The 18,097-nt window shown below is 60.4% G+C and carries 20 protein-coding genes; 12 read left to right on the top strand and 8 right to left on the bottom strand.

The features are described from left to right. The first annotated feature begins 44 nt into the window (after positions 1 to 44). Positions 45 to 845: a DUF3105 domain-containing protein gene (locus H7C86_RS34040; RefSeq protein WP_047270598.1), complete on the top strand. Its 801-nt coding sequence runs from the start codon at positions 45 to 47 to the stop codon at positions 843 to 845. Continuing rightward, positions 838 to 1,581 carry a DUF305 domain-containing protein gene (locus tag H7C86_RS34035; protein WP_064113085.1) on the top strand — a complete coding sequence of 248 codons (744 nt, stop codon included), beginning with the start codon at positions 838 to 840 and terminating at the stop codon, positions 1,579 to 1,581. Before H7C86_RS34040 ends, H7C86_RS34035 begins: the two co-directional genes overlap by 8 nt. Positions 1,582 to 1,640: 59 nt before the next feature. On the opposite strand, the gene H7C86_RS34030 is transcribed toward H7C86_RS34035, so the two are convergent. After that, positions 1,641 to 2,576, bottom strand: coding sequence for a cytochrome c oxidase assembly protein (locus H7C86_RS34030; protein WP_054827426.1), 936 nt, complete (start codon positions 2,574 to 2,576; stop codon positions 1,641 to 1,643). Positions 2,577 to 2,618: 42 nt separating this feature from the next. Then, positions 2,619 to 3,161 carry a copper resistance CopC family protein gene (locus H7C86_RS34025; RefSeq protein ID WP_223304457.1) on the bottom strand — a complete coding sequence of 181 codons (543 nt, stop codon included), beginning with the start codon at positions 3,159 to 3,161 and terminating at the stop codon, positions 2,619 to 2,621. A gap of 183 nt (positions 3,162 to 3,344) precedes the next feature. Between H7C86_RS34025 and H7C86_RS34020 the strand changes: the two genes are divergently transcribed. The 3 genes from H7C86_RS34020 to H7C86_RS34010 all read left to right on the top strand — a co-directional run bounded on the left by H7C86_RS34020 (position 3,345) and on the right by H7C86_RS34010 (position 4,988). After that, positions 3,345 to 4,001 (top strand): DsbA family protein, encoded by a 657-nt coding sequence (locus H7C86_RS34020; protein ID WP_182263210.1) that lies wholly within the window; start codon positions 3,345 to 3,347, stop codon positions 3,999 to 4,001. Beyond that, the gene (locus H7C86_RS34015; protein ID WP_052959927.1) at positions 3,998 to 4,648 is read left to right on the top strand and encodes a vitamin K epoxide reductase family protein; all 651 of its coding nucleotides are present in this window, start codon (positions 3,998 to 4,000) and stop codon (positions 4,646 to 4,648) included. Before H7C86_RS34020 ends, H7C86_RS34015 begins: the two co-directional genes overlap by 4 nt. 148 nt (positions 4,649 to 4,796) lie before the next feature. Further along, positions 4,797 to 4,988: an antitoxin gene (locus H7C86_RS34010; RefSeq protein ID WP_047270593.1), complete on the top strand. Its 192-nt coding sequence runs from the start codon at positions 4,797 to 4,799 to the stop codon at positions 4,986 to 4,988. Between the two features lie 131 nt (positions 4,989 to 5,119). Here the strand turns inward: H7C86_RS34010 and H7C86_RS34005 are convergent, their stop codons facing one another. From H7C86_RS34005 to H7C86_RS33980, 6 genes are all read right to left on the bottom strand, one after another. Continuing rightward, on the bottom strand, positions 5,120 to 5,656 hold the full coding sequence (locus H7C86_RS34005) for a hypothetical protein (protein WP_223304456.1): 537 nt from the start codon (positions 5,654 to 5,656) through the stop codon (positions 5,120 to 5,122). Between the two features lie 28 nt (positions 5,657 to 5,684). Then, the gene (ctaD, locus tag H7C86_RS34000; RefSeq protein ID WP_047270592.1) at positions 5,685 to 7,442 is read right to left on the bottom strand and encodes a cytochrome c oxidase subunit I; all 1,758 of its coding nucleotides are present in this window, start codon (positions 7,440 to 7,442) and stop codon (positions 5,685 to 5,687) included. Positions 7,443 to 7,559: 117 nt separating this feature from the next. Then, positions 7,560 to 8,510: a M56 family metallopeptidase gene (locus H7C86_RS33995; RefSeq protein WP_075836664.1), complete on the bottom strand. Its 951-nt coding sequence runs from the start codon at positions 8,508 to 8,510 to the stop codon at positions 7,560 to 7,562. Beyond that, entirely contained in the window at positions 8,511 to 8,870 is a 360-nt protein-coding gene (locus H7C86_RS33990; RefSeq protein WP_003944627.1) for a BlaI/MecI/CopY family transcriptional regulator, read from the bottom strand. Between the two features lie 32 nt (positions 8,871 to 8,902). Further along, on the bottom strand, positions 8,903 to 9,676 hold the full coding sequence (locus H7C86_RS33985) for a M23 family metallopeptidase (RefSeq protein WP_261779397.1): 774 nt from the start codon (positions 9,674 to 9,676) through the stop codon (positions 8,903 to 8,905). A 244-nt stretch (positions 9,677 to 9,920) separates the two neighbouring features. Beyond that, positions 9,921 to 11,852, bottom strand: a complete 1,932-nt coding sequence (locus tag H7C86_RS33980) for a bifunctional copper resistance protein CopD/cytochrome c oxidase assembly protein (RefSeq protein ID WP_064113082.1) — start codon at positions 11,850 to 11,852, stop codon at positions 9,921 to 9,923. 179 nt (positions 11,853 to 12,031) lie between these two features. Here H7C86_RS33980 and H7C86_RS33975 point away from each other — a divergent pair, with 179 nt between their 5' ends. The 7 genes from H7C86_RS33975 to H7C86_RS33945 all read left to right on the top strand — a co-directional run bounded on the left by H7C86_RS33975 (position 12,032) and on the right by H7C86_RS33945 (position 17,926). Further along, positions 12,032 to 12,952, top strand: coding sequence for a cation diffusion facilitator family transporter (locus H7C86_RS33975; protein WP_003944635.1), 921 nt, complete (start codon positions 12,032 to 12,034; stop codon positions 12,950 to 12,952). Next, on the top strand, positions 12,949 to 13,476 hold the full coding sequence (gene lspA, locus H7C86_RS33970; RefSeq protein ID WP_047270588.1) for a signal peptidase II: 528 nt from the start codon (positions 12,949 to 12,951) through the stop codon (positions 13,474 to 13,476). Before H7C86_RS33975 ends, lspA begins: the two co-directional genes overlap by 4 nt. A gap of 246 nt (positions 13,477 to 13,722) precedes the next feature. Continuing rightward, positions 13,723 to 14,784: a multicopper oxidase domain-containing protein gene (locus H7C86_RS33965; protein ID WP_021334392.1), complete on the top strand. Its 1,062-nt coding sequence runs from the start codon at positions 13,723 to 13,725 to the stop codon at positions 14,782 to 14,784. Continuing rightward, on the top strand, positions 14,781 to 16,049 hold the full coding sequence (locus H7C86_RS33960) for a ZIP family metal transporter (protein WP_073513712.1): 1,269 nt from the start codon (positions 14,781 to 14,783) through the stop codon (positions 16,047 to 16,049). The genes H7C86_RS33965 and H7C86_RS33960 overlap by 4 nt, the downstream gene beginning before the upstream one ends. After that, the gene (locus tag H7C86_RS33955; protein WP_047270587.1) at positions 16,046 to 16,465 is read left to right on the top strand and encodes a ubiquinol-cytochrome c reductase iron-sulfur subunit; all 420 of its coding nucleotides are present in this window, start codon (positions 16,046 to 16,048) and stop codon (positions 16,463 to 16,465) included. Before H7C86_RS33960 ends, H7C86_RS33955 begins: the two co-directional genes overlap by 4 nt. A gap of 88 nt (positions 16,466 to 16,553) precedes the next feature. Next, the gene (locus tag H7C86_RS33950) at positions 16,554 to 17,273 is read left to right on the top strand and encodes a TIGR02206 family membrane protein (RefSeq protein ID WP_047270644.1); all 720 of its coding nucleotides are present in this window, start codon (positions 16,554 to 16,556) and stop codon (positions 17,271 to 17,273) included. Between the two features lie 323 nt (positions 17,274 to 17,596). Next, positions 17,597 to 17,926 carry a helix-turn-helix transcriptional regulator gene (locus H7C86_RS33945; RefSeq protein ID WP_030538015.1) on the top strand — a complete coding sequence of 110 codons (330 nt, stop codon included), beginning with the start codon at positions 17,597 to 17,599 and terminating at the stop codon, positions 17,924 to 17,926. Positions 17,927 to 18,097: the final 171 nt, after the last annotated feature.

The following is an 18,097-nucleotide window of genomic DNA, read 5'->3' as shown; positions in this document are numbered from 1 at the left end:
GTAATTCAGTGTCGGTGCCAGCGCGCAAGGGAACGAGTCCACCAATGTCGAAGAACCGCAAGAAGAACACACCCCGCCCCCGCGGCGGTGGGGTGCCCGGTGGCCGAAGTTTTCCGTGGTCGATATCGATCGCAGTCCTGATTATCGCCGGCCTGGTCTCGGTCATCGCCTACAACATGGTGCCCAAGGCCATCGAGAGGACCGAAGCACAAAAATACGCTCCGAGCGCGGACAACCCGGACCCCTCGCTGTCCATCGAAGGGGTAACCGAAATCGAATACGCGGCCGGCAATCATATTCAAGCGCCTCAGCGCGTTGCATACGATCAAACTCCCCCCTTGGGAGGAGCGCACGATCAGTACTGGGCGACATGCACAGGCATCGTCTACCCGGAGCCGATACGCACTGAGAATGCGGTGCATTCACTCGAGCACGGTGCGGTCTGGATTGCCTACAACCCCGACTCGTTGAATCCGTCCGACGTCGACGCCCTTACCTCCCAAGTCAACGGTAAGCCGTATTCCCTGATGTCACCGTTCCCTGGCATCGATTCCCCCGTTTCGATTCAGTCGTGGGGGCACCAACTCAAAGTCGACAGCGTCGACGACCCCCGTATCGCAAAATTCATCACCGCCCTCAAACAGAACCCGAACACCCATCCAGAGGCCGGTGCCAGCTGTGCAACGGTCCCGGGAGGATTCGACCCGAACGCTCCTTTCCCCTTCGACGCATCTCCGCCAGGCCCTGACGCGATTCCCGCAGCGTCGGAGCAGTCAGCCACTGGTCTTCCCGCAGCAACGACCCCACCTGCGCCGGCGATCACGAGGAGTCGCGAAAATGGTTGAACACGAGGCGGTATCGATTCAATCCGAGTCGGTATCCGATTCATCGGGCAAACGCCATGCCACGCCGGCCGCAGTGTTGGTGGTCGGTATTGTCATCGCTCTGTTGATCGGAATCATCATCGGCCTGTGGGCAAAGGGGCGGATCGAGAACACCTCGCAGGGGGTCCCAGCCGTCGGCGCAGTGGAGGTCGGCTTCGCGCAGGACATGTCGGTTCACCACGGGCAAGCGGTCGAGATGTCGTCCCTCGCATTGGTGAACACTGCCGACCCCGCTATCCGTACGCTCGCGTACGACGTCGTCACTACTCAGCAAAGTCAGATAGGAATGATGCAGGGGTGGCTGTCCCTCTGGGATCGACCCGCCCGGAGCACGGGCGAGTATATGGAGTGGATGCCCTCAACTTCCTCGGCGATGAATCACTCGATGCCCGGCATGAGCACCGGACAAAGTGATTCCGGCGTAACTGAATCAGTCGCGATGCCGGGAATGGCTTCTCCCGCCGAACTCGCGGAACTACGCACCCTGACCGGACCGGCATTTGAGATTCGCTATTTGCAATTACTGTTGCGCCACCATCAAGGGGGAATTCCGATGGCCCAATACGCCGCTGACAATGCCGATCTCCCCGTCGTGACAAATCTTGCTCGACAGATCGCCGCTACACAGCAGGCCGAATCGACCGCATTGCGAGAACTGCTCGCAGTGAGAGGTGCCCAACCGATCCCGATGAACTGACCACTCATCTCACACACCGTCGCATCCGCCGAACCCGATCATCGAGATGCCGAGAGCAGTCATCGACGGGGAAGGGTTTTGAGGAATTCGTTGTAGGCCTCGAGGTCGACGTCACCGTCCCTGGCGGCCTTTTTGTCGACGGCGGCGTTGGTGCGGGTCTCGTCGCGATTCCACCTCATCGCGAAAACCACCATGATGATCAACGCGACGGGTTCTCCGTACGACCATGCCAAAGCCCCCGCCATTTGTTGATCGGCCATCAGATCGACGTTCCAGGACGCCGGCGGATTGGTGAAGGTACTCAGGAGTGGCGAGGTTGCCATCATCAGGATCACGCCGATGAAAACATGGAGAGGCATTTCGACGAAGAGGTCGAAACATCGACCCAGGTTGCTTTGCTTGACGGGCAACGGCCCAGATGAGAGCACCGGAACGATGAACAACACTCCAGTGGCCAGGAAGAAGAGCTCCAGGCCTGTGTGACCGACCCAGGACGACGCCACCAGGTCGAATACCGGCGAGAGGTAGATGCCGTAGTAGCTGAACAGGAACAGTGGAATCGTGACGCCGGGGTGTAGCAGAATCTTCGCCGTCCGGCTTCTGAGTGCCGTCAATGCCAGCTTGAGGATCGGAATTCCCCACCCTGTGTGAGGGGTGGAGCGCAGCAGGAGAAGACCTGGGCTGCCGAGAACGAGCAGTGGTGGAATCGCCATCGACAAGGTCAAATGCTGGAACATCCAGATACTGAAGAGTTCGTACCCGTAGCCCTCGACGGCGAGCCCCGTGACCAGGATCAGCAATATACAGCCGAAGAGGAAGCTGGCCGTCCTCGTCCACGGCCACACCCGACCGGAAGACGTCACCCGGTAGACACCCCAGCCATACCACGCTGCCAGTAGGACTCCGATCAGTGGTAGGACCGGGAGCGGCTGCGGCGCCCACCCCACCATTGCTCCGAACGAAGGCACGGCCTCGGGTAAACGTATCCAGTCCATCACCTACGTGGTCCCTCCCCGCTCGTACTGTGTTGTAACATCTCAGCGCTTCGAGCGCTTGTCTCCGCGGAGAACGATGACCATCCCGATCACGAACAGGATTGCCACTGCGCCACCGAGAATCGGCAACAACAGTGGGGATCCGTCGTCGGAGTCGGCATCGGCGGTCGCCGCCGACGGCGCAACAGTTGCCGGAGGTGTTGCACCTCCGGGAAGCGGCGCCGCATTGTTCTTCGCCGCGTTCAAGGTGAAGGAGTACGACCCCGTGATCGGGTGTCCGTCCTCAGAGATCACCCGGTAACCAACGGTGTAAGTGCCAGACGACATCTGACCGGTCGTCACGAGAGAAACGCGCTCTCCCTGCACCGACGGCTCCCCGGCTCCGACCTGCGTCCCGTCGGCCGCACTGACGGTCACGTTCGCGAAACTCGTCTGAATCTCCTGATTGAAAACCAATTCCACCGAACTCGGCGCAGTGTCGAGAACTGCGTCGGCGGATGGAGTCGATCCGACCAGTGCACTGTGTGCTTGCGCGGTGCCTGCGCTTATGAGCGCACACCCCGCAGCCACCAGCAGCACAACCATTGCACGCCTCAAAATCTGTTCCTCCTACTCGGCTCACACCATCGAGGTGCGGAGTCCGGCGATCGATGCACACCGCACTTCGCTGAGACAATACCTCCGACTACTATGTTGCATAGTATTCAGGGCTGTGTGGTGGCCGGAAGGTTGCACGCATCGACGAACACCGACCAGGTAGGCGGATCCATGAAGTTGACCACCAACGCGAAATTCTCGATAGCCCTGATAGCTGTCTTCGCTGTCGTCCTCGGCGCGCTGTTGCTCGGCAACCGCAGCGGGAGGGAGACAAACAGCGCCAGCGCTTCGGACGCATCGGTTCTTCGCGACGACACGCATCTACTTTCCTCTGCGCCGGACAACGATGTCGTTCTGGTCGAATTCCTCGACTTCGAGTGCGAGGCATGCCTGGCGATGTATCCGACGATGGAGCAGATACGTGCTGAGTACGCTGACCGCATCACGTTCGGTGTACGGTACTTCCCCATTCCCAGTCACACGAACAGTCGACTCGCGGCGCGAGTCGTCGAAGCGTCGTCCAGGCAAGGGAAGTTCGTGGAGATGTACCAGCGAATGTACGACACGCAGACCCAGTGGGGCGAGTCGTCCGAATCTCAAGTAGCCCTCTTCCGTACGTTCGCCCAGGATCTGGGACTCGACATGGCGACCTTCGAAGCAGATATGAATGATCCCGCAGTCGCAGAGCGTGTCGAAGGGGACTTCAACGAAGGTATCGACCTGGGCGTGCAGGGCACACCGACGCTGTTCCTCAACGGCGTCCAGTTGCCGTCCATGCCGACATATGACGATCTCACCGCTCGCATCGACGCAGCGCTGGCCCAATGACATCAACGGGAGCACGCGGTGCCCACGTCGACACTGGTATACCTCCGACTGTCGACTCGGCCCCGAAAGTGTGCTCCCCCTATGTCGTCGGATGGATTCTCACTGCAGCAGGCGCTCTCGGCTTGGCGGCGTCTCTGATACTGACTATCGAGAAGTTTCAGCTTCTCGCGGATCCCTCATATCGCCCGTCCTGCAGCATCAACCCCGTCCTCAGTTGTGGATCGGTGATGAGTTCTCCACAAGCCTCGATCTTCGGTTTCCCGAATTCGATCCTCGGTATAGTCGGGTTCACCGTCCTACTGACCACGGGAATCGTGACCCTCACCGCCGCAAAGGCACTACCTCAGTGGTATTGGCGCTGTATCGTCATCGGCTTGCTCACCGGAGCGGTGCTGGTTCACTGGCTGATTTTCCAAAGCCTGTACAGAATCCAGGCACTGTGCCCGTACTGCATGGTCGTGTGGGTGGTGACGATGACAGCCCTCTGGTATGCCATTTTGCATCTAGGTGCTCGTAGCGCGTCGACCTCCTCGCGAATCGTGACCGTCGGCACCGAGAAACACACTCTCGTGCTTACTATCTGGATCGTGTCCGTCGCGAGCATGATTCTCAGCGCATTCTGGGACTACTGGTCGACACTGGTCTGACGAGTCCCACGAAAATCTGCCAACGCCGTCGCACTCGGCCAACTGTTGCACGATCAGTCAACCTTCAACTCAACTACTATGGATCTTAGTTTTTAGATCCGCAACCCTCCCGAGTAGAGGGCGATGAGGCCAGGAGAAGGAGACGAATATGAAATTCATGGGTGCAGCGAAAGCGCTAGTCGACAAGGGCAAGGAGGCTGCCTCGAAGAACGCAGACAAGATCGAAAACGCGATCGACAAAACCGCCGCGTCTGCCGAAGCCAAGACCGGTGGAAAACTGACCAGCCAGATCCGGAGGGCTGCGCTTGCGGCAAAGAGAGCGATTCCTCCGAAGAAGTAGCGACTCTCTTTGCCTTGCCGCCTGATTGCTCGTTGGTCTCCACGCCGTACGACTGAGAATCGGCGTCGAGAGCGCGAATAATCTCGCTTCGGTGTGCCCCCCTCGTGACAGCACACCGAAGCGAGGAGCGCTCAGGGTTCGGTCTGCGGAATCACGATACTCGCGTGAAAATCTCTGTGCCACAGCCGCGCAAGGAGGGCGTAATAGGATTCGGTTACCCTCGATTGCGTCGAGAGCGCCGCTTCCGACGACTCGATTGTCGTCGGAACGAGAAGGAGGGCACGATTCGCCAATGCCGCCGCGGAACTCCCGATATCCATCACTGCGCCACTGATACTGGCCGCGGCGTTCAGCACGGGGTCTGGAAGGACAGTGGTGGAACGCATGAAGGTCCGCTCTGCGTCAACGAAATCCGCTCCGGTCTGGAGATGATTCTCGATTGCGGCGATTACTTCGCTGACTCGACGGGTGTGAACCCGAAGTTTGCGGGGGTGCCGGATGTGGCGACGAGATACCGGTGGCAAAGTCCGCAACCGGGCACCAGCATGGTTCGCCACGCCGCCGTCGAGAGCGGTCGGCAGTACGTCTCGAATCAACCAGTCCGTGAGTAGGGCGGCAGCGGTATCTGTTGCCGGGACGATGACCACCGGCATTGTTCGTGTTGACATTGACTTTCCCATCGGTATGGCCGCCGAGCTAATTCTTCTCGTCATCATCGGACGTGGATGCGGTAAGTACCTTCTCCGATTCTGATGAACTCGTCTCCGGCCGGTGACCGGCCCCGACGTGTGCTTCTGCTCGCATCCGAGCAACCATGTGCGGGTAATGCAACTCGAAGGCCGGACGCTCGCTGCGGATGCGCGGCAACTCGGTGAAGTTGTGACGCGGCGGCGGGCAGGTCGTTGCCCACTCCAGCGAGTTTCCGTAGCCCCACGGATCGTCGACAGTGACCACTTCGCCGAATCGGTAGCTCTTGAAGACGTTCCAGATGAACGGGAGAGTGGAGGCTCCGAGAATGAAGGAACCGATGGTCGAGACTGTATTGAGTGTGGTGAACCCGTCCGCGGGTAGGTAGTCGGCGTAACGACGCGGCATACCCTCGGCACCGAGCCAGTGCTGAACGAGGAACGTCATGTGAAAGCCGACGAACGTGGTCCAAAAGTGCCACTTGCCAAGGCGCTCGTCCATCATGCGACCGGTCATCTTCGGGAACCAGAAGTAGATACCGGCGTACGTCGCGAACACGACCGTACCGAAAACCACGTAGTGGAAGTGGGCGACCACGAAGTAAGTATCCGTGACCTGAAAATCCAGCGGAGGGCTCGCCAGCAGCACACCGGACAGACCACCGAAGAGGAAGGTGATCAAGAATCCGAGAGAGAACAGCATCGGTGACTCGAACGTCAGGTGTCCCTTCCACATCGTGCCGATCCAGTTGAAGATCTTCACACCCGTCGGCACGGCGATCAGGAACGTCATGAACGAGAAGTACGGCAGGAGAACCGCGCCCGTCGCGTACATGTGATGCGCCCACACTGCGATCGACAGCGCCGCGATACCGAGCGTCGCGTAGACCAGGCCGCTGTAGCCGAAGATCGGTTTGCGGCTGAAGACCGGAAATATCTCCGAGACGATACCGAAGAAGGGCAGCGCGATGATGTAGACCTCGGGGTGGCCGAAGAACCAGAACAGGTGCTGCCACAGCAGGACTCCGCCATTCGCGGGGTCGAAGATGTTGCCACCGAGGCGACGGTCGTAAAGCAGTGCGAAGAGTGCGGCGGTCAACAGCGGGAAGGCCAACAGAATCAAGACAGAGGTGATGAAGATGTTCCACGTGAAGATCGGCATGCGGAACATCGTCATACCGGGAGCGCGTAAGCAGACAATGGTGGTGATCATGTTGACCGCGCCGAGAATCGTGCCGAGACCGGAGACGAGAAGCCCCACAATCCACAGATCCGCACCGACCCCAGGTGAGCTGACTGCCGAACTCAGAGGCGTGTAGGCCGTCCAGCCGAAATCTGCGGCACCTCCGGGAGTGACGAACCCGCCCGTAGCGATGAGAGCACCGAAAAGGTAGAGCCAGTAGCTGAACGCGTTCAGTCGCGGGAAGGCGACATCCGGCGCACCGATCTGCAGGGGGAGAACGAAATTGGCGAATCCGAACACCACCGGCGTCGCGTACAGCAGCAGCATGATCGTGCCGTGCATGGTGAAGAGTTGGTTGTACTGCTCGTTCGACAGGAATTGCATGCCCGGAATCGCCAGTTCGCTGCGCATGATCAGCGCCATGAGCCCGCCGATGAGGAAGAACGCGAACGAAGTCACCAAATACATCAAGCCGAGCGTCTTGTGATCGGTCGTCGTCACAAGGTTCCGCAGCACCGATCCCTTCGGCGCCCGTCGCGCGGGGTACGGCCGGGCGGGGATCGGGGGTGATGCAATTGCGGTCATAGTCAGCCCGCTTCCTGTCGAGACGCAAATAGAGTGTGCGACAGAAGCATAACCCAAATACTACGTTGCATAGTTTTTGGGTCCGGGTGGCGCCTCGGCCACCCTTTCCGACTGCCGTCAGGTCACGAGGGCATGAGCGGACGCAGAGAAGACGACCATGGTGGTCAACGCGGCGATGACGGGAACGATCATCGGGAGCATCGCAGCAGAGATGCAGACCAGTTTGGTGCCGCGAATCCGGGAATCGGCCTGCAGCCTGACCAAACGCACCGAGATCTCGTCGTCACCGAGCCCGAGAGTCCACACCGGCTGAGGTAGCGGCGACGTCGCCACCACGCGCAACGCCGACCGGACGGCATCGGGGCTGGTGGCCTGTGCGGCCCGATCATCGGCAGCGAGCTCGACCAGCCGCCGCACCGCAGCGGGAGCCGCTTTGAACAGCGGGATCACCGGCAGCGCCTTCGCGAAGACTTCACACACATTAATGATCCGGTGATGCTGCCCTCGCAAGTGTGCCCGCTCGTGCGCGATCACCGCTTCGCGCTCGGAGGCGGTCAAGCAATCGGAGAGACCTTTGGTCGCTACGACGAATCCCGGCCGTCCAGCGACGCTGTAGGCCATCGGCATCGGATGATCAAGCCAGAGAACATCATCCGATGCCGGATCTGCGCGGGCGATGATCGATACGACATCACGGTGGTAGTCGCGGACCTTGGCTCGGCCCTTATGTTGCCGATGAGCCAAGAACAAGCTGCGAACGGCGATGAGCGCGGTAACCGCAACTCCGCCGACAGCGAGCGCTTCCCCGATCCAGGGGGCCATCGCGTGTTGGAAGGCAGTGAAGCATCGCACAAGGGCCTCGGAGAGCCCTTCCGCTGGTGCATGGCTCGGCCACAGAAGGATCACTACTGCCGATACGGCAAGGAATCCCAGACCCACGATGCTGCCGATCCATGCCGCGAGAATCGCTGCAGGAGCCAGAGTGGTCGATTCGAAACGCCGCAAAACCTTGGGCATGAACGCTCCGATGAGCACGGCCCCGAGAAGGAGGACTGCGGCGAGAGTCATCTACCGAACCTTGCCGTGATCCAGTGCTCGCCGCAGTGCCTCGTATTCGTCATCGGAGACGTTTTGCGCGAAGTGCAGAAGCGCTGAAACAGAGTCATTGCTGTTGTCGAGTAATTCGCGCATGGCCAGTGAGGTCGCTTCATCGCGGCTACGCGATGGCGAATAGATGTATGCGCGGCTTCGTTTTTCCCTCTGCACCCACCCTTTTTCGTGAAGGTGCGTCACGACGGTCAAGATCGTGGTGTATGCCTTCGGGGCGCCGCCCTCGAAGCGGTCGACCAGATCCCGCACAGACTGCGGCTCTTCTGCATCCCACAGGAGATCCATCACTTCGGATTCGAGCCCGCCGAGTCTCTTCATCTTCCTTCCCCCTTCGGAAATCGTCGATTGCGTCAGTCACTGACGGCCGGAGGCTGGATCTGTACCCCACGCGCGTCCAACCATGCCATGGGATCGACCTTCTGGCCGTCTGCCTGCCACACCTCGTAATGCAGATGTGGCCCTGTTGATTGTCCCCTGTTTCCTACCGTCGCAATCAATTCTCCGGCACGCACCTTTTGACCCGCGGTTACCAGAGTCTCGTTGATGTGTCCGAAGACCCCGATTGTCCCGTCATCCTGCAGGATACGGACCCACAGTCCGAAACCGGACGCAGGTCCGGACTCGAGTACCGTGCCGTCGGTGACGGACACGATAGGTGTACCGATCTCATTGGCAATGTCCAACCCGTAATGAGTCGACCCCCAACGCGGTCCGTAGTTCGACGTCAATGTTCCGCTGACAGGAGCCATCGTCAGCGGTTGGCGTGCAGCTGCCTCTCTCGAAGCGCGATCGGTGTCGCGTTCGGTGCCTCGAGCCAACTGTTCGGCCAGCCTCCCCAGCTCGGCCAGTTTGGGAACCTGGAGAATTTCCGGAGCCGATGCCAGCGCCTGCTCGAGAGGTGCCAACGGTTGCTGGTCGAGCTCGACGGGAACACTGACGCTCCCTGTCGATGCATGTGAGGCGGATGTGCCGGCGGCAAGCAAAGCGCCGGTGGCGACAGAGAGAACCAAAGCCCGTCCACCAGGACGATTGCGGGACTGTCGGCGATGAGCGCCGCCGCGTCGCGCCTGAACGCTTCCAGCGACGGATTCCCGGTCGACTGCAGATGCGGTGGAGATATACATCGTGTCGACTGGCAGGTCTCGATCGCTGTGTGGCGTGCCGAAAAGATAACTTTCCCGAAGTGGGCAGTCGAGATCGTCGGTGTCGGGCTTGCGGTGTCGGGCCAAGATCGCATTCCTTGCGTCGCGGAAGGTCACAGAATGGTGACGGTCCCAGACAGCGTACTACTATTTCGCATAGTTTTTGGGCGAGCGTTGACAAAATTCAAAATCTCGACAGACCGCCCCGCTGCGAATGCACCTTCTCCTACTCATGTGCCGCGCGGTGGCATCTCGGCGAGCAGCACGCGGTGAGGAGAAACCCTGTCGCGATTGCCAGGGGCACTGCTCCGATCGCGATTATCAGTCCGGCACCGAACCGTTGATCTCGCGAGAAGTCGTCGAGCCAGCCGCGCTGCAACGACGCGAAGTACTGATCGGCAATCACCGTGTCAGTGGCGATCAGTGCTGCTGCGAGGCCCCCGTAGGCCAAGAACGCCGCCAGGAGCAGGGTCGTCCTGATCGCGGCGCTCGCTCGCCTCGGCAAGGGATCGACGCCGACCATGACCCAGAAGAACATGAAACCGCAGATCAGCAGGGTTCCGTTGATCACCAGATGGGGGACGTGCGAGCCGGCGACAGCGCTGTACATCCCCCCCAGGTAAAGGAGAGGCAGGGCTCCGGCGAAAATCACAGCGATCACATAGGGCTGGGACATGAATCGGAACCAGGAGCCTCTGTACACGCTTTGCGCCCATTCCCTCAGCCCCGGCGCATCTCCGGACGATCGCCGAACGGAGAGCCTGAACAGCGTGAACGGGGCGCCCAGGACCAGACAGAGTGGAGCAAGGACCGCCACGGCGGACGTTGCCGCCATATGCATACTCATCACTGCAGGTGCATACCTACCCACTCCCGATGATGTTGCGACAAGCAACACCAGGCACCCCAGAGCCCAGCTGACCGATCGGAACGTCGACCACTGCACGCCCTGCTGTCGGAGGCGAAAAACGCCGACGACGTAGCACGCAGCCAACACCACGGCGAGAGTTCCGAAAATGAGATCGAATCGCCAGTCGACGAGCAAGCGGCCCGCAGTCGGTACGCCATCGAGCGCATACCCGAGCACCTCCTCGACTCTGCTCGGATCCTGTCGCTCCGTGGGCGCCGGGGGCGGCGTGCGGCCCAGGGCGACGGCGATACCGACGGTTACTGCGAGAACCACCGACTCCACCACTGCCAGACGAATGAAGGTGCGACCGTCGCTAGGATCCTTCGTCAGTTCGGCGATCGCGATTTTCCGTTGGCGCCAACCTGCCAGTCCGGTGAGGACCAAGGCGGCGACTTTGGCAAGAATCAAGACACCGTAGGTGCTACTCCACACCGCGGTGAGCGGCACCCGCACGGCAGCGTTGACCACACCGCTGATCGCTATGACGACGAACGCCATGAGTGCCACGGCCGAGAAGCGGCGCGCGGCGAAGTCGAGATAGCTCCCCTTTCTGCGGGCATGCAACACGAGAGCCGCTATTCCTCCCATCCAAATCGACGCCGCGAGGATATGCAGAACCAAACTGTTCGTGGCGATGTCGTGGGATCCACCCGAAGAGGAGTGACCCGACAATGCCCTGGGGAGCAGGCTGAACAAAGCGAATGCGAGAAGTAACGGTGTCCACGAATATCGCAGGGTCAGACGACACGCAATCGCGAGCACGAGTGCGAGCCCTGCGGTCCATGCCCATGCAGTTGTGACATCGATGTCCGAAATCGCGCGAGCGAACAGCCCTGGATCGGCGAACACGACGGAGAGAGGTTGGCCTGAACTGTCCGAGAGGGTGAGTGGAACGAGCAGCGCCGCGCATACCGCCCAGATAGCGGCGGCGACGCTTGCGGTTCGTAGCGCCAGATATCCGTCGACATCGAGTACACCTGAGGCTTGAGGCGGAACGAGAACGGCAGCCAAAAGTAGACTGCCTACGGTCATCACGGCGGCAACCTCGCCGAACGCCATCACCGCCGGGAGTCCGTAAATCGTCAAGGGCCCCGGATCTGGAAGTCCGAGCAATCGCAGCGCCTCGGAAGTTGATGCGCGCGCCAATGCCGCCGCAGTGATTGCAGCTATGACACCCCATCCCAATACTTTCCGTATGGGTCGTCCGACGACGAGGGTATCGGCGCCGGACGGTTCGGTTTCGATCATTTGCGGGTGGACCTCTCAGCATTGTGGATCTCGCCCGCGCGATCGGTGCTCCGGACCAAAATACTATGACGGATAGTTGCATGGGTGCTTCAGCCAGGGTTTACTGAAACTCTCTCGTTGGCAAATATGCGCATATGAGAATACGACGCTCCAGTCATAGGCGAGAAGGGCATATCGAGATGGGTCACGGCCATGGGCACGGCGTTGCGGAACAAGCTGCGAGTGCATCGGGTAAACATGTCCGCAAATTATGGATAGCCGTCGGGCTCGGTCTGGTCACGTTCGTCACGCAAGTCATCGTGGGGTTGTCCACGTCATCGCTCGCCCTGCTCTCCGACTCCGCACACGTCTTCACCGATGTGTTCGGCATCCTCATGGCATTGACCGCTATCTTGCTTGCGCAAAGAGCGCGATCGCGCCCGGATCGCACGTTCGGTATGTACCGGGCGGAGGTGTTCGCTGCCTTGTTCAATGCCCTACTCCTGTTCGGTGTCGCCGGATGGGTTCTCTACGAAGCTCTCGGTCGACTTTCCGATCCGCCTGAGGTCCCTGGACTCCCGGTGAGCATCGTCGCTGTCGTCGGCCTCGTGATGAACATCGCGGCATTCTTGCTGCTTCGCAGCGGGGCGAAGGAAAGCATCAACGTCCGGGGCGCCTATCTCGAGGTCATGGCTGACATGCTCGGGTCCGTTGGAGTCCTGATCAGCGGATTGGTCACACTGATCTTCGGATGGCGGTACGCGGATCCGGTGATCGGTGTTGCGATCGGCTTGTTCGTCCTACCGCGTGCCTACAATCTCGGCCGCCATGCCCTGCGGATCCTGCTCCAGCACGCCCCCGCCGGCGTGAGCATCACCGAGGTGACGCAAGCCTTGCAGGGGATCCCCGGGGTCAAGGACGCCCACGACCTTCACATCTGGACGCTCACATCGGGCATGGAAGTTGCGTCGGCGCATCTGACGATCGACGAGGAGTCCGATCCGACCAAGGTTCTCGCTGCTGCCCAGGATCTGTTGGCCACCCAGTTCAATCTCGTTCACGCGACCCTGCAGGTAGAACCCGCCGCGGGTGACGGGCGTTGCCAGGAGCTTCCGTGGTGAGTACCAACGAGGTGACCACGAACGACAAATCCGCCCATCACAAGAGACGAATTCTCTTCGCTACGACGGCGCTGATTTCGGTCGTCGTCGCCCTGACGATTGAGCCCGTTGCGCGGAAGCACCTGTCCGGGGTCAACGAGATGGATCTGGGCGTCGTCAGTTTGAGGCTGGCATACAACAGTGGTGTCGCCTTCAGTCTGGGTAATCAGCTGCCGAGTGCCGTCATCATCGCCTTTACCGCTCTCGCCACCATGGGAATCGCCGTATACGCCTGGCGGAGTGTCCCGCAAAGTCGTGGGGTGGCTGTGATCGGTTTCGCTCTGATTGTCGCCGGAGCTGCCTCCAACGTGGTCGACCGAGCCCTCGACGGGAAGGTCACCGACTACTTCCACACCGGCTGGTGGCCCACCTTCAATCTTGCCGATACCTACCTCACCTGTGGATTCATCCTGGTCGTCGTGTCGCTGCTGGTCGAATCCTCGCGCGGGTCCGAACGTGAGATTCAGCGTCCGCAATCCGTGTGACCTGACTCGGAGCGAGGAGGGAGCCGGAGCGCTGTCAGCAGGGAAGCAGTCCATCTCTGCGAACTTCTGCGGTTCGAGGTGGCGAAACCACGACGCCCCCACTCGTCGAAAATTCGCGTGGTCCGCCTGTTTTCGGTCGAATGCGTTCGGATAGTTTGGTGTCTATGAAAATAAAGTTTGGCATGACAAACTTTGAGGTGTGACTCTCGTGACTGTCAGGAATGTCGATGCTTCGGTCGGGTGGCCATGAGCGCACCGTCGCGGCGACAATTGTTGATCGGTGGGGCGCTCGCCGGATCAGCCGGACTCATGATGAACGCAGGAAGAGTTGCGGGCGCATCGCCTACCGAGCATCCCGGAAACACCAACCCGAGTACCGCCGCACCTGACGGAGACGGCGGAGTCCGTCACGGCGGCACGAGCGGCGCGACCTTTCGGGCCGGTCAGCAGGTGAACCACACTGCCAACGGGTTTCATCCCACGGCACTGCTGCGGGACTTCGACTACGGGACGACCTCCGAATTGCCTGACGGTCGAACGCTACGCGAGTGGGAGATCTTCGCAGCCGACGAAGAGATCGAGGTAGCACCAGGAGTCTATTTTCCGGCGTGGACCTTCAACTCCCGCATTCCGGGTCCCGCGTTGAGATGCAGTGAGGGAGACCGGCTCCGAGTGAAGTTCGTCAACGGCTCCGCGCACCCACACACGATGCACTTTCACGGAATCCATCCCGCTGAAATGGACGGAATTCCCGGGGTGGGGCGGGGAATCATCGAGCCGGGCGAATCATTCACTTACGAATTCGATGCCATCCCTTTCGGATTGCATCTCTATCACTGCCACGTCAATCCACTGGCAGAGCACATCGCCCGCGGCATGTACGGCACGTTCATCGTCGATCCAGCTCAGGGGCGCCCTGCGGCCGACGAAATGGTGATGGTGATGCACGGCTACAACACCACATTCGACGGGCAAGGAAACCAGCTCTACGCCGTCAACGGCATCCCGTTCCATTACATGCACGAACCTGTACAGGTGAAACGAGACGAACTGGTTCGCATCTACCTGGTCAACATCCTCGAATACGACCCGATCAACAGCTTCCACCTACACGGAAACTTCTTCGACTACTACCCGACCGGAACACGCCTCGAGCCCAGCGAATTCACGGACACGATCATCCAGGCCCAAGGTCAGCGCGGAATATGCGAACTGCGCTTTCCCTACCTGGGCAAGTACATGTTCCACGCCCACAAAACCGAATTCGCAGATCTGGGCTGGATGGGATTCTTCGAGGTGACCGAATGACCGGCACCCCTGATCCTCCCTCTCCGACGAGCACTCATGAGAATTCCCTTGGCGCTGCGGGTTCCGCGCAGACAGGGTCCGCTCAAAGCGACGCATCGCGCACCGGCCTTTGGCTCCGAGGCGCCGCAGTGCTCGCGATCATCGTCATCGCCCTGACTGCGCTGGCAATGCTCGCAGGACAAAGTCTCCCCGAACGCACCGGCCCACCGATCGAGAACATCTCCGTCGAACGAACTGCCCTCGAACCAGGCCGAATCACGTTGACGCTACGCAACACCGGCCCCGACGCGGTGACCGTCGCGCAAGTTGCCGTGAACGACACATTCGTCGATTTGGTAGGAGCTGCAGATCCCATCGGCAGACTCGAGTCCCAGACGATCACCCTCGACTACCCGTGGATCACCGGACAGCCGTACCTCGTCTCGATGCTCACCTCCACAGGGTTGGTCATCGAACACGAAATTCCCGCTGCCGTAGCAACTCCCGCCCCGGGAGTGGCGTTCTTCGGCTTGATGGCTCTCTTGGGCACATACGTCGGAGTCATCCCGGTCCTGCTCGGGATGCTCTTGCTGCCTGTGATGCGGGGCGCCGGCGTCAGGGCAGTCAGATTCGTGCTGGCCGTCACGGTCGGTCTGCTCGCCTTTTTGATCTTCGACGGCACGAGCGAGGGGTTCAAACTGGCAGCAGCCTCGAGCGGAGCCTTCGGCGGCGGCACTCTCGTCGTTCTCGGCGCGGCGATCGCCTTCCTGACGCTCACGTGCATCGACCGATACCTGCGCGGAAGACGCCCAGCCGGTACGACAGGCGCATCCGAACTCAGACTGGCACTGATGATTTCCATCGGCATCGGATTGCACAATCTCGGAGAAGGCCTCGCGATCGGATCCGCGTATGCGGTAGGTGAGCTTGCGCTCGGCGCGTTCCTCGTTATCGGATTCACCCTGCACAACACAACAGAGGGGCTCGCGATCATCGCACCGTTGGCTCGGCGACGCACCCCCCTGCTGACCTTGTTGGGGTTGGGATTGATCGCGGGTGCGCCGGCAATCCTCGGTGCTGTTATCGGGGCGGGCGTCGACAACCGTGAAGTATCTGCGTTGCTGCTCGGAGTCGGCGTCGGGGCAATCATTCAAGTCGTCATCCAAATTGCACCGTCCCTGCGCACACAAGGCCGCTCGGACCTGGATCCGATGGTCCTCGTCGGCGTCGGCGTCGGCGTCGGAATACTCCTGATGTTTCTCACTGGTTTGGTGGTCCCCGCATGAGCACGATCGATCCATCCGACATCAAGGTCGGGCGCCGAACGGTCCTCCTCACAGCCTGCGCAACAACTTGTCTCGCCGTCGCCGGATGTAGCACCCAGAACAACAGCAAGGCACCCGGCGTAACCCTGGGCAGTGCCGAGGTTCCGATATCAGCGGTTCCTGTCGGCGGCGGAGTCATTCTGGCGGACGAGCAAGTCGTGATAACCCAGCCGCAGGAAGGCGTGTTCCAAGCCTTCTCTGCGGTATGTACCCACCAGGGATGCGTAGTCTCCGAGGTCAGCGATGGAACGATCAACTGCCCATGTCATGGCAGCCGATACTCCATCGTCGATGGCTCGGTCGTGCAAAGACCTGCTCAGAAGTCCCTAAACAGTTACCCCCTTTCTCTCACTGGGGACACGATCATCGTCAACTAACCGGAGAACGGCACTTCCGAACTGGAACAGCCATCTGCGAAGGTTGTCACGGAGCAGTGCGTTCGGCGGCGCCGAGGAAGTGAGAGATGTGTACTCTGCGCAACCCGAGTTTTCGGCGTACGGCCTATCGCATTGGGCCGTCATCGCTCTGTTTGTCGTGGGTTCTGTGTTTCTGATCTGGGCGGGACGTAGACAGACCGAGGTGCAAGCTCGCCACCTCAGCCGCGTCCTCGGCGGAATACTGGCGGTGATATACGGCTCGGCGGTGCTCTACTCGCTGTCCTCGCCCACGCTAGGAGGATCCGTACCCTTACAACTCACCGATCTCGCGACAGTGTCCGCGATCTACGCATTGTGGTCGCACCGACATTGGCCGTTCGCCCTCACCTACTACTGGGGGCTTGTATTGAGTACGCAGGCGTTGATTTCACCGGCTCTGGCCGGGCCAGACTTCCCCGGTTACGAGTTTCTTGCCTTCTGGGCGATTCACCTGTTTGTCGTCTGGGCCGCGATCTATCTCACGTGGGGCCGGAGAATGCGACCTACATGGCGCAGCTACCGCCTCGCGGTGCTGGTCACGCTCACATGGGCGATAGTCACTTTCATCTTCAATCGCGTCGCCGATACCAACTACGGCTTTCTCAACGCCAAACCTTCCACCGCATCGCTGCTGGATCTGATGGGTCCGTGGCCGGTGTATCTGTTTTCTGGGATGACCATCGTATTCGTCATCTGGGCTCTGATGACGTGGCCGTGGGAGAGAGACGGGAGTCTCGACAAGGATGCCGCGGATCAACCTATGGGCTAGCCCGCCCTCGCTCGACCTTCGCACCCCTGACACTGGACTGCTTTCACAACAACAATCTGCACAGAGTCCCGCCCAACAGAACTGCCAGGCAGCCCAGTGGCAGGCCAACGAGAGCGGCAGATGTGATTGCTCAACCGGTCTGTGGATCCGGTGGGCGGCGCACGCTCCGATCGGCGACTCGCGGCGCCTCGGAGTTTCACCCACGCGAGTTCGTCGGCACGTGCTTGATCCCATCGTCGACACCTATAACGAGAGTCGTCTGTCGACATACCGCATATTATTCACTATTTCCTGTATTCATAATTTTCTGTATTATGGTTGATATGGATACCTTGCTGCATCGGGACGCACTGTCAAGATTCGGATACGCCCTCTCGGACTCGACGAGAACCCAGGTACTGCTCAGCCTGCGGGAGACCCCGGGGTATCCGTCGGACCTCGCCGACCAGATCGGGGTCTCGCGTCAGATTCTCTCGAATCACCTCGCTTGCCTGCGCGGATGCGGACTCGTCGTCGCCGTCCCCGAGGGCCGCCGAACGCGCTACGAGCTGGCCGATCCACGGATCGGGGACACCCTCGGCCAGCTGATGGACCTCGTCCTCGCCGTCGACCCCACTCTGTGCCCGAAATCGGATGCCGAAGGCTGCTGCTGACCGTGTCACGAATAGGGAGAACCGCCATGTCTACGCCGACCACCGCAGTTCGCGCACTGTACGAGCGTGAAATGTCCTCCGCGCACTGTCAATGGCCACGAAGTTCTCCCCGTAGGCGGCCAGTAGTTCTCCCCGCTGGTGGCCACGGGTTCTCCCCGGTGGCGGCCAGTT

This window comes from Rhodococcus sp. UFZ-B548, assembly GCF_903819475.1.
Taxonomy (GTDB): Bacteria; Actinomycetota; Actinomycetes; order Mycobacteriales; family Mycobacteriaceae; genus Rhodococcus_F; species Rhodococcus_F erythropolis.
The sequence above is the reverse complement of the archived record's forward strand: the minus strand, read 5'-3'. Positions and strand labels throughout refer to the sequence as shown.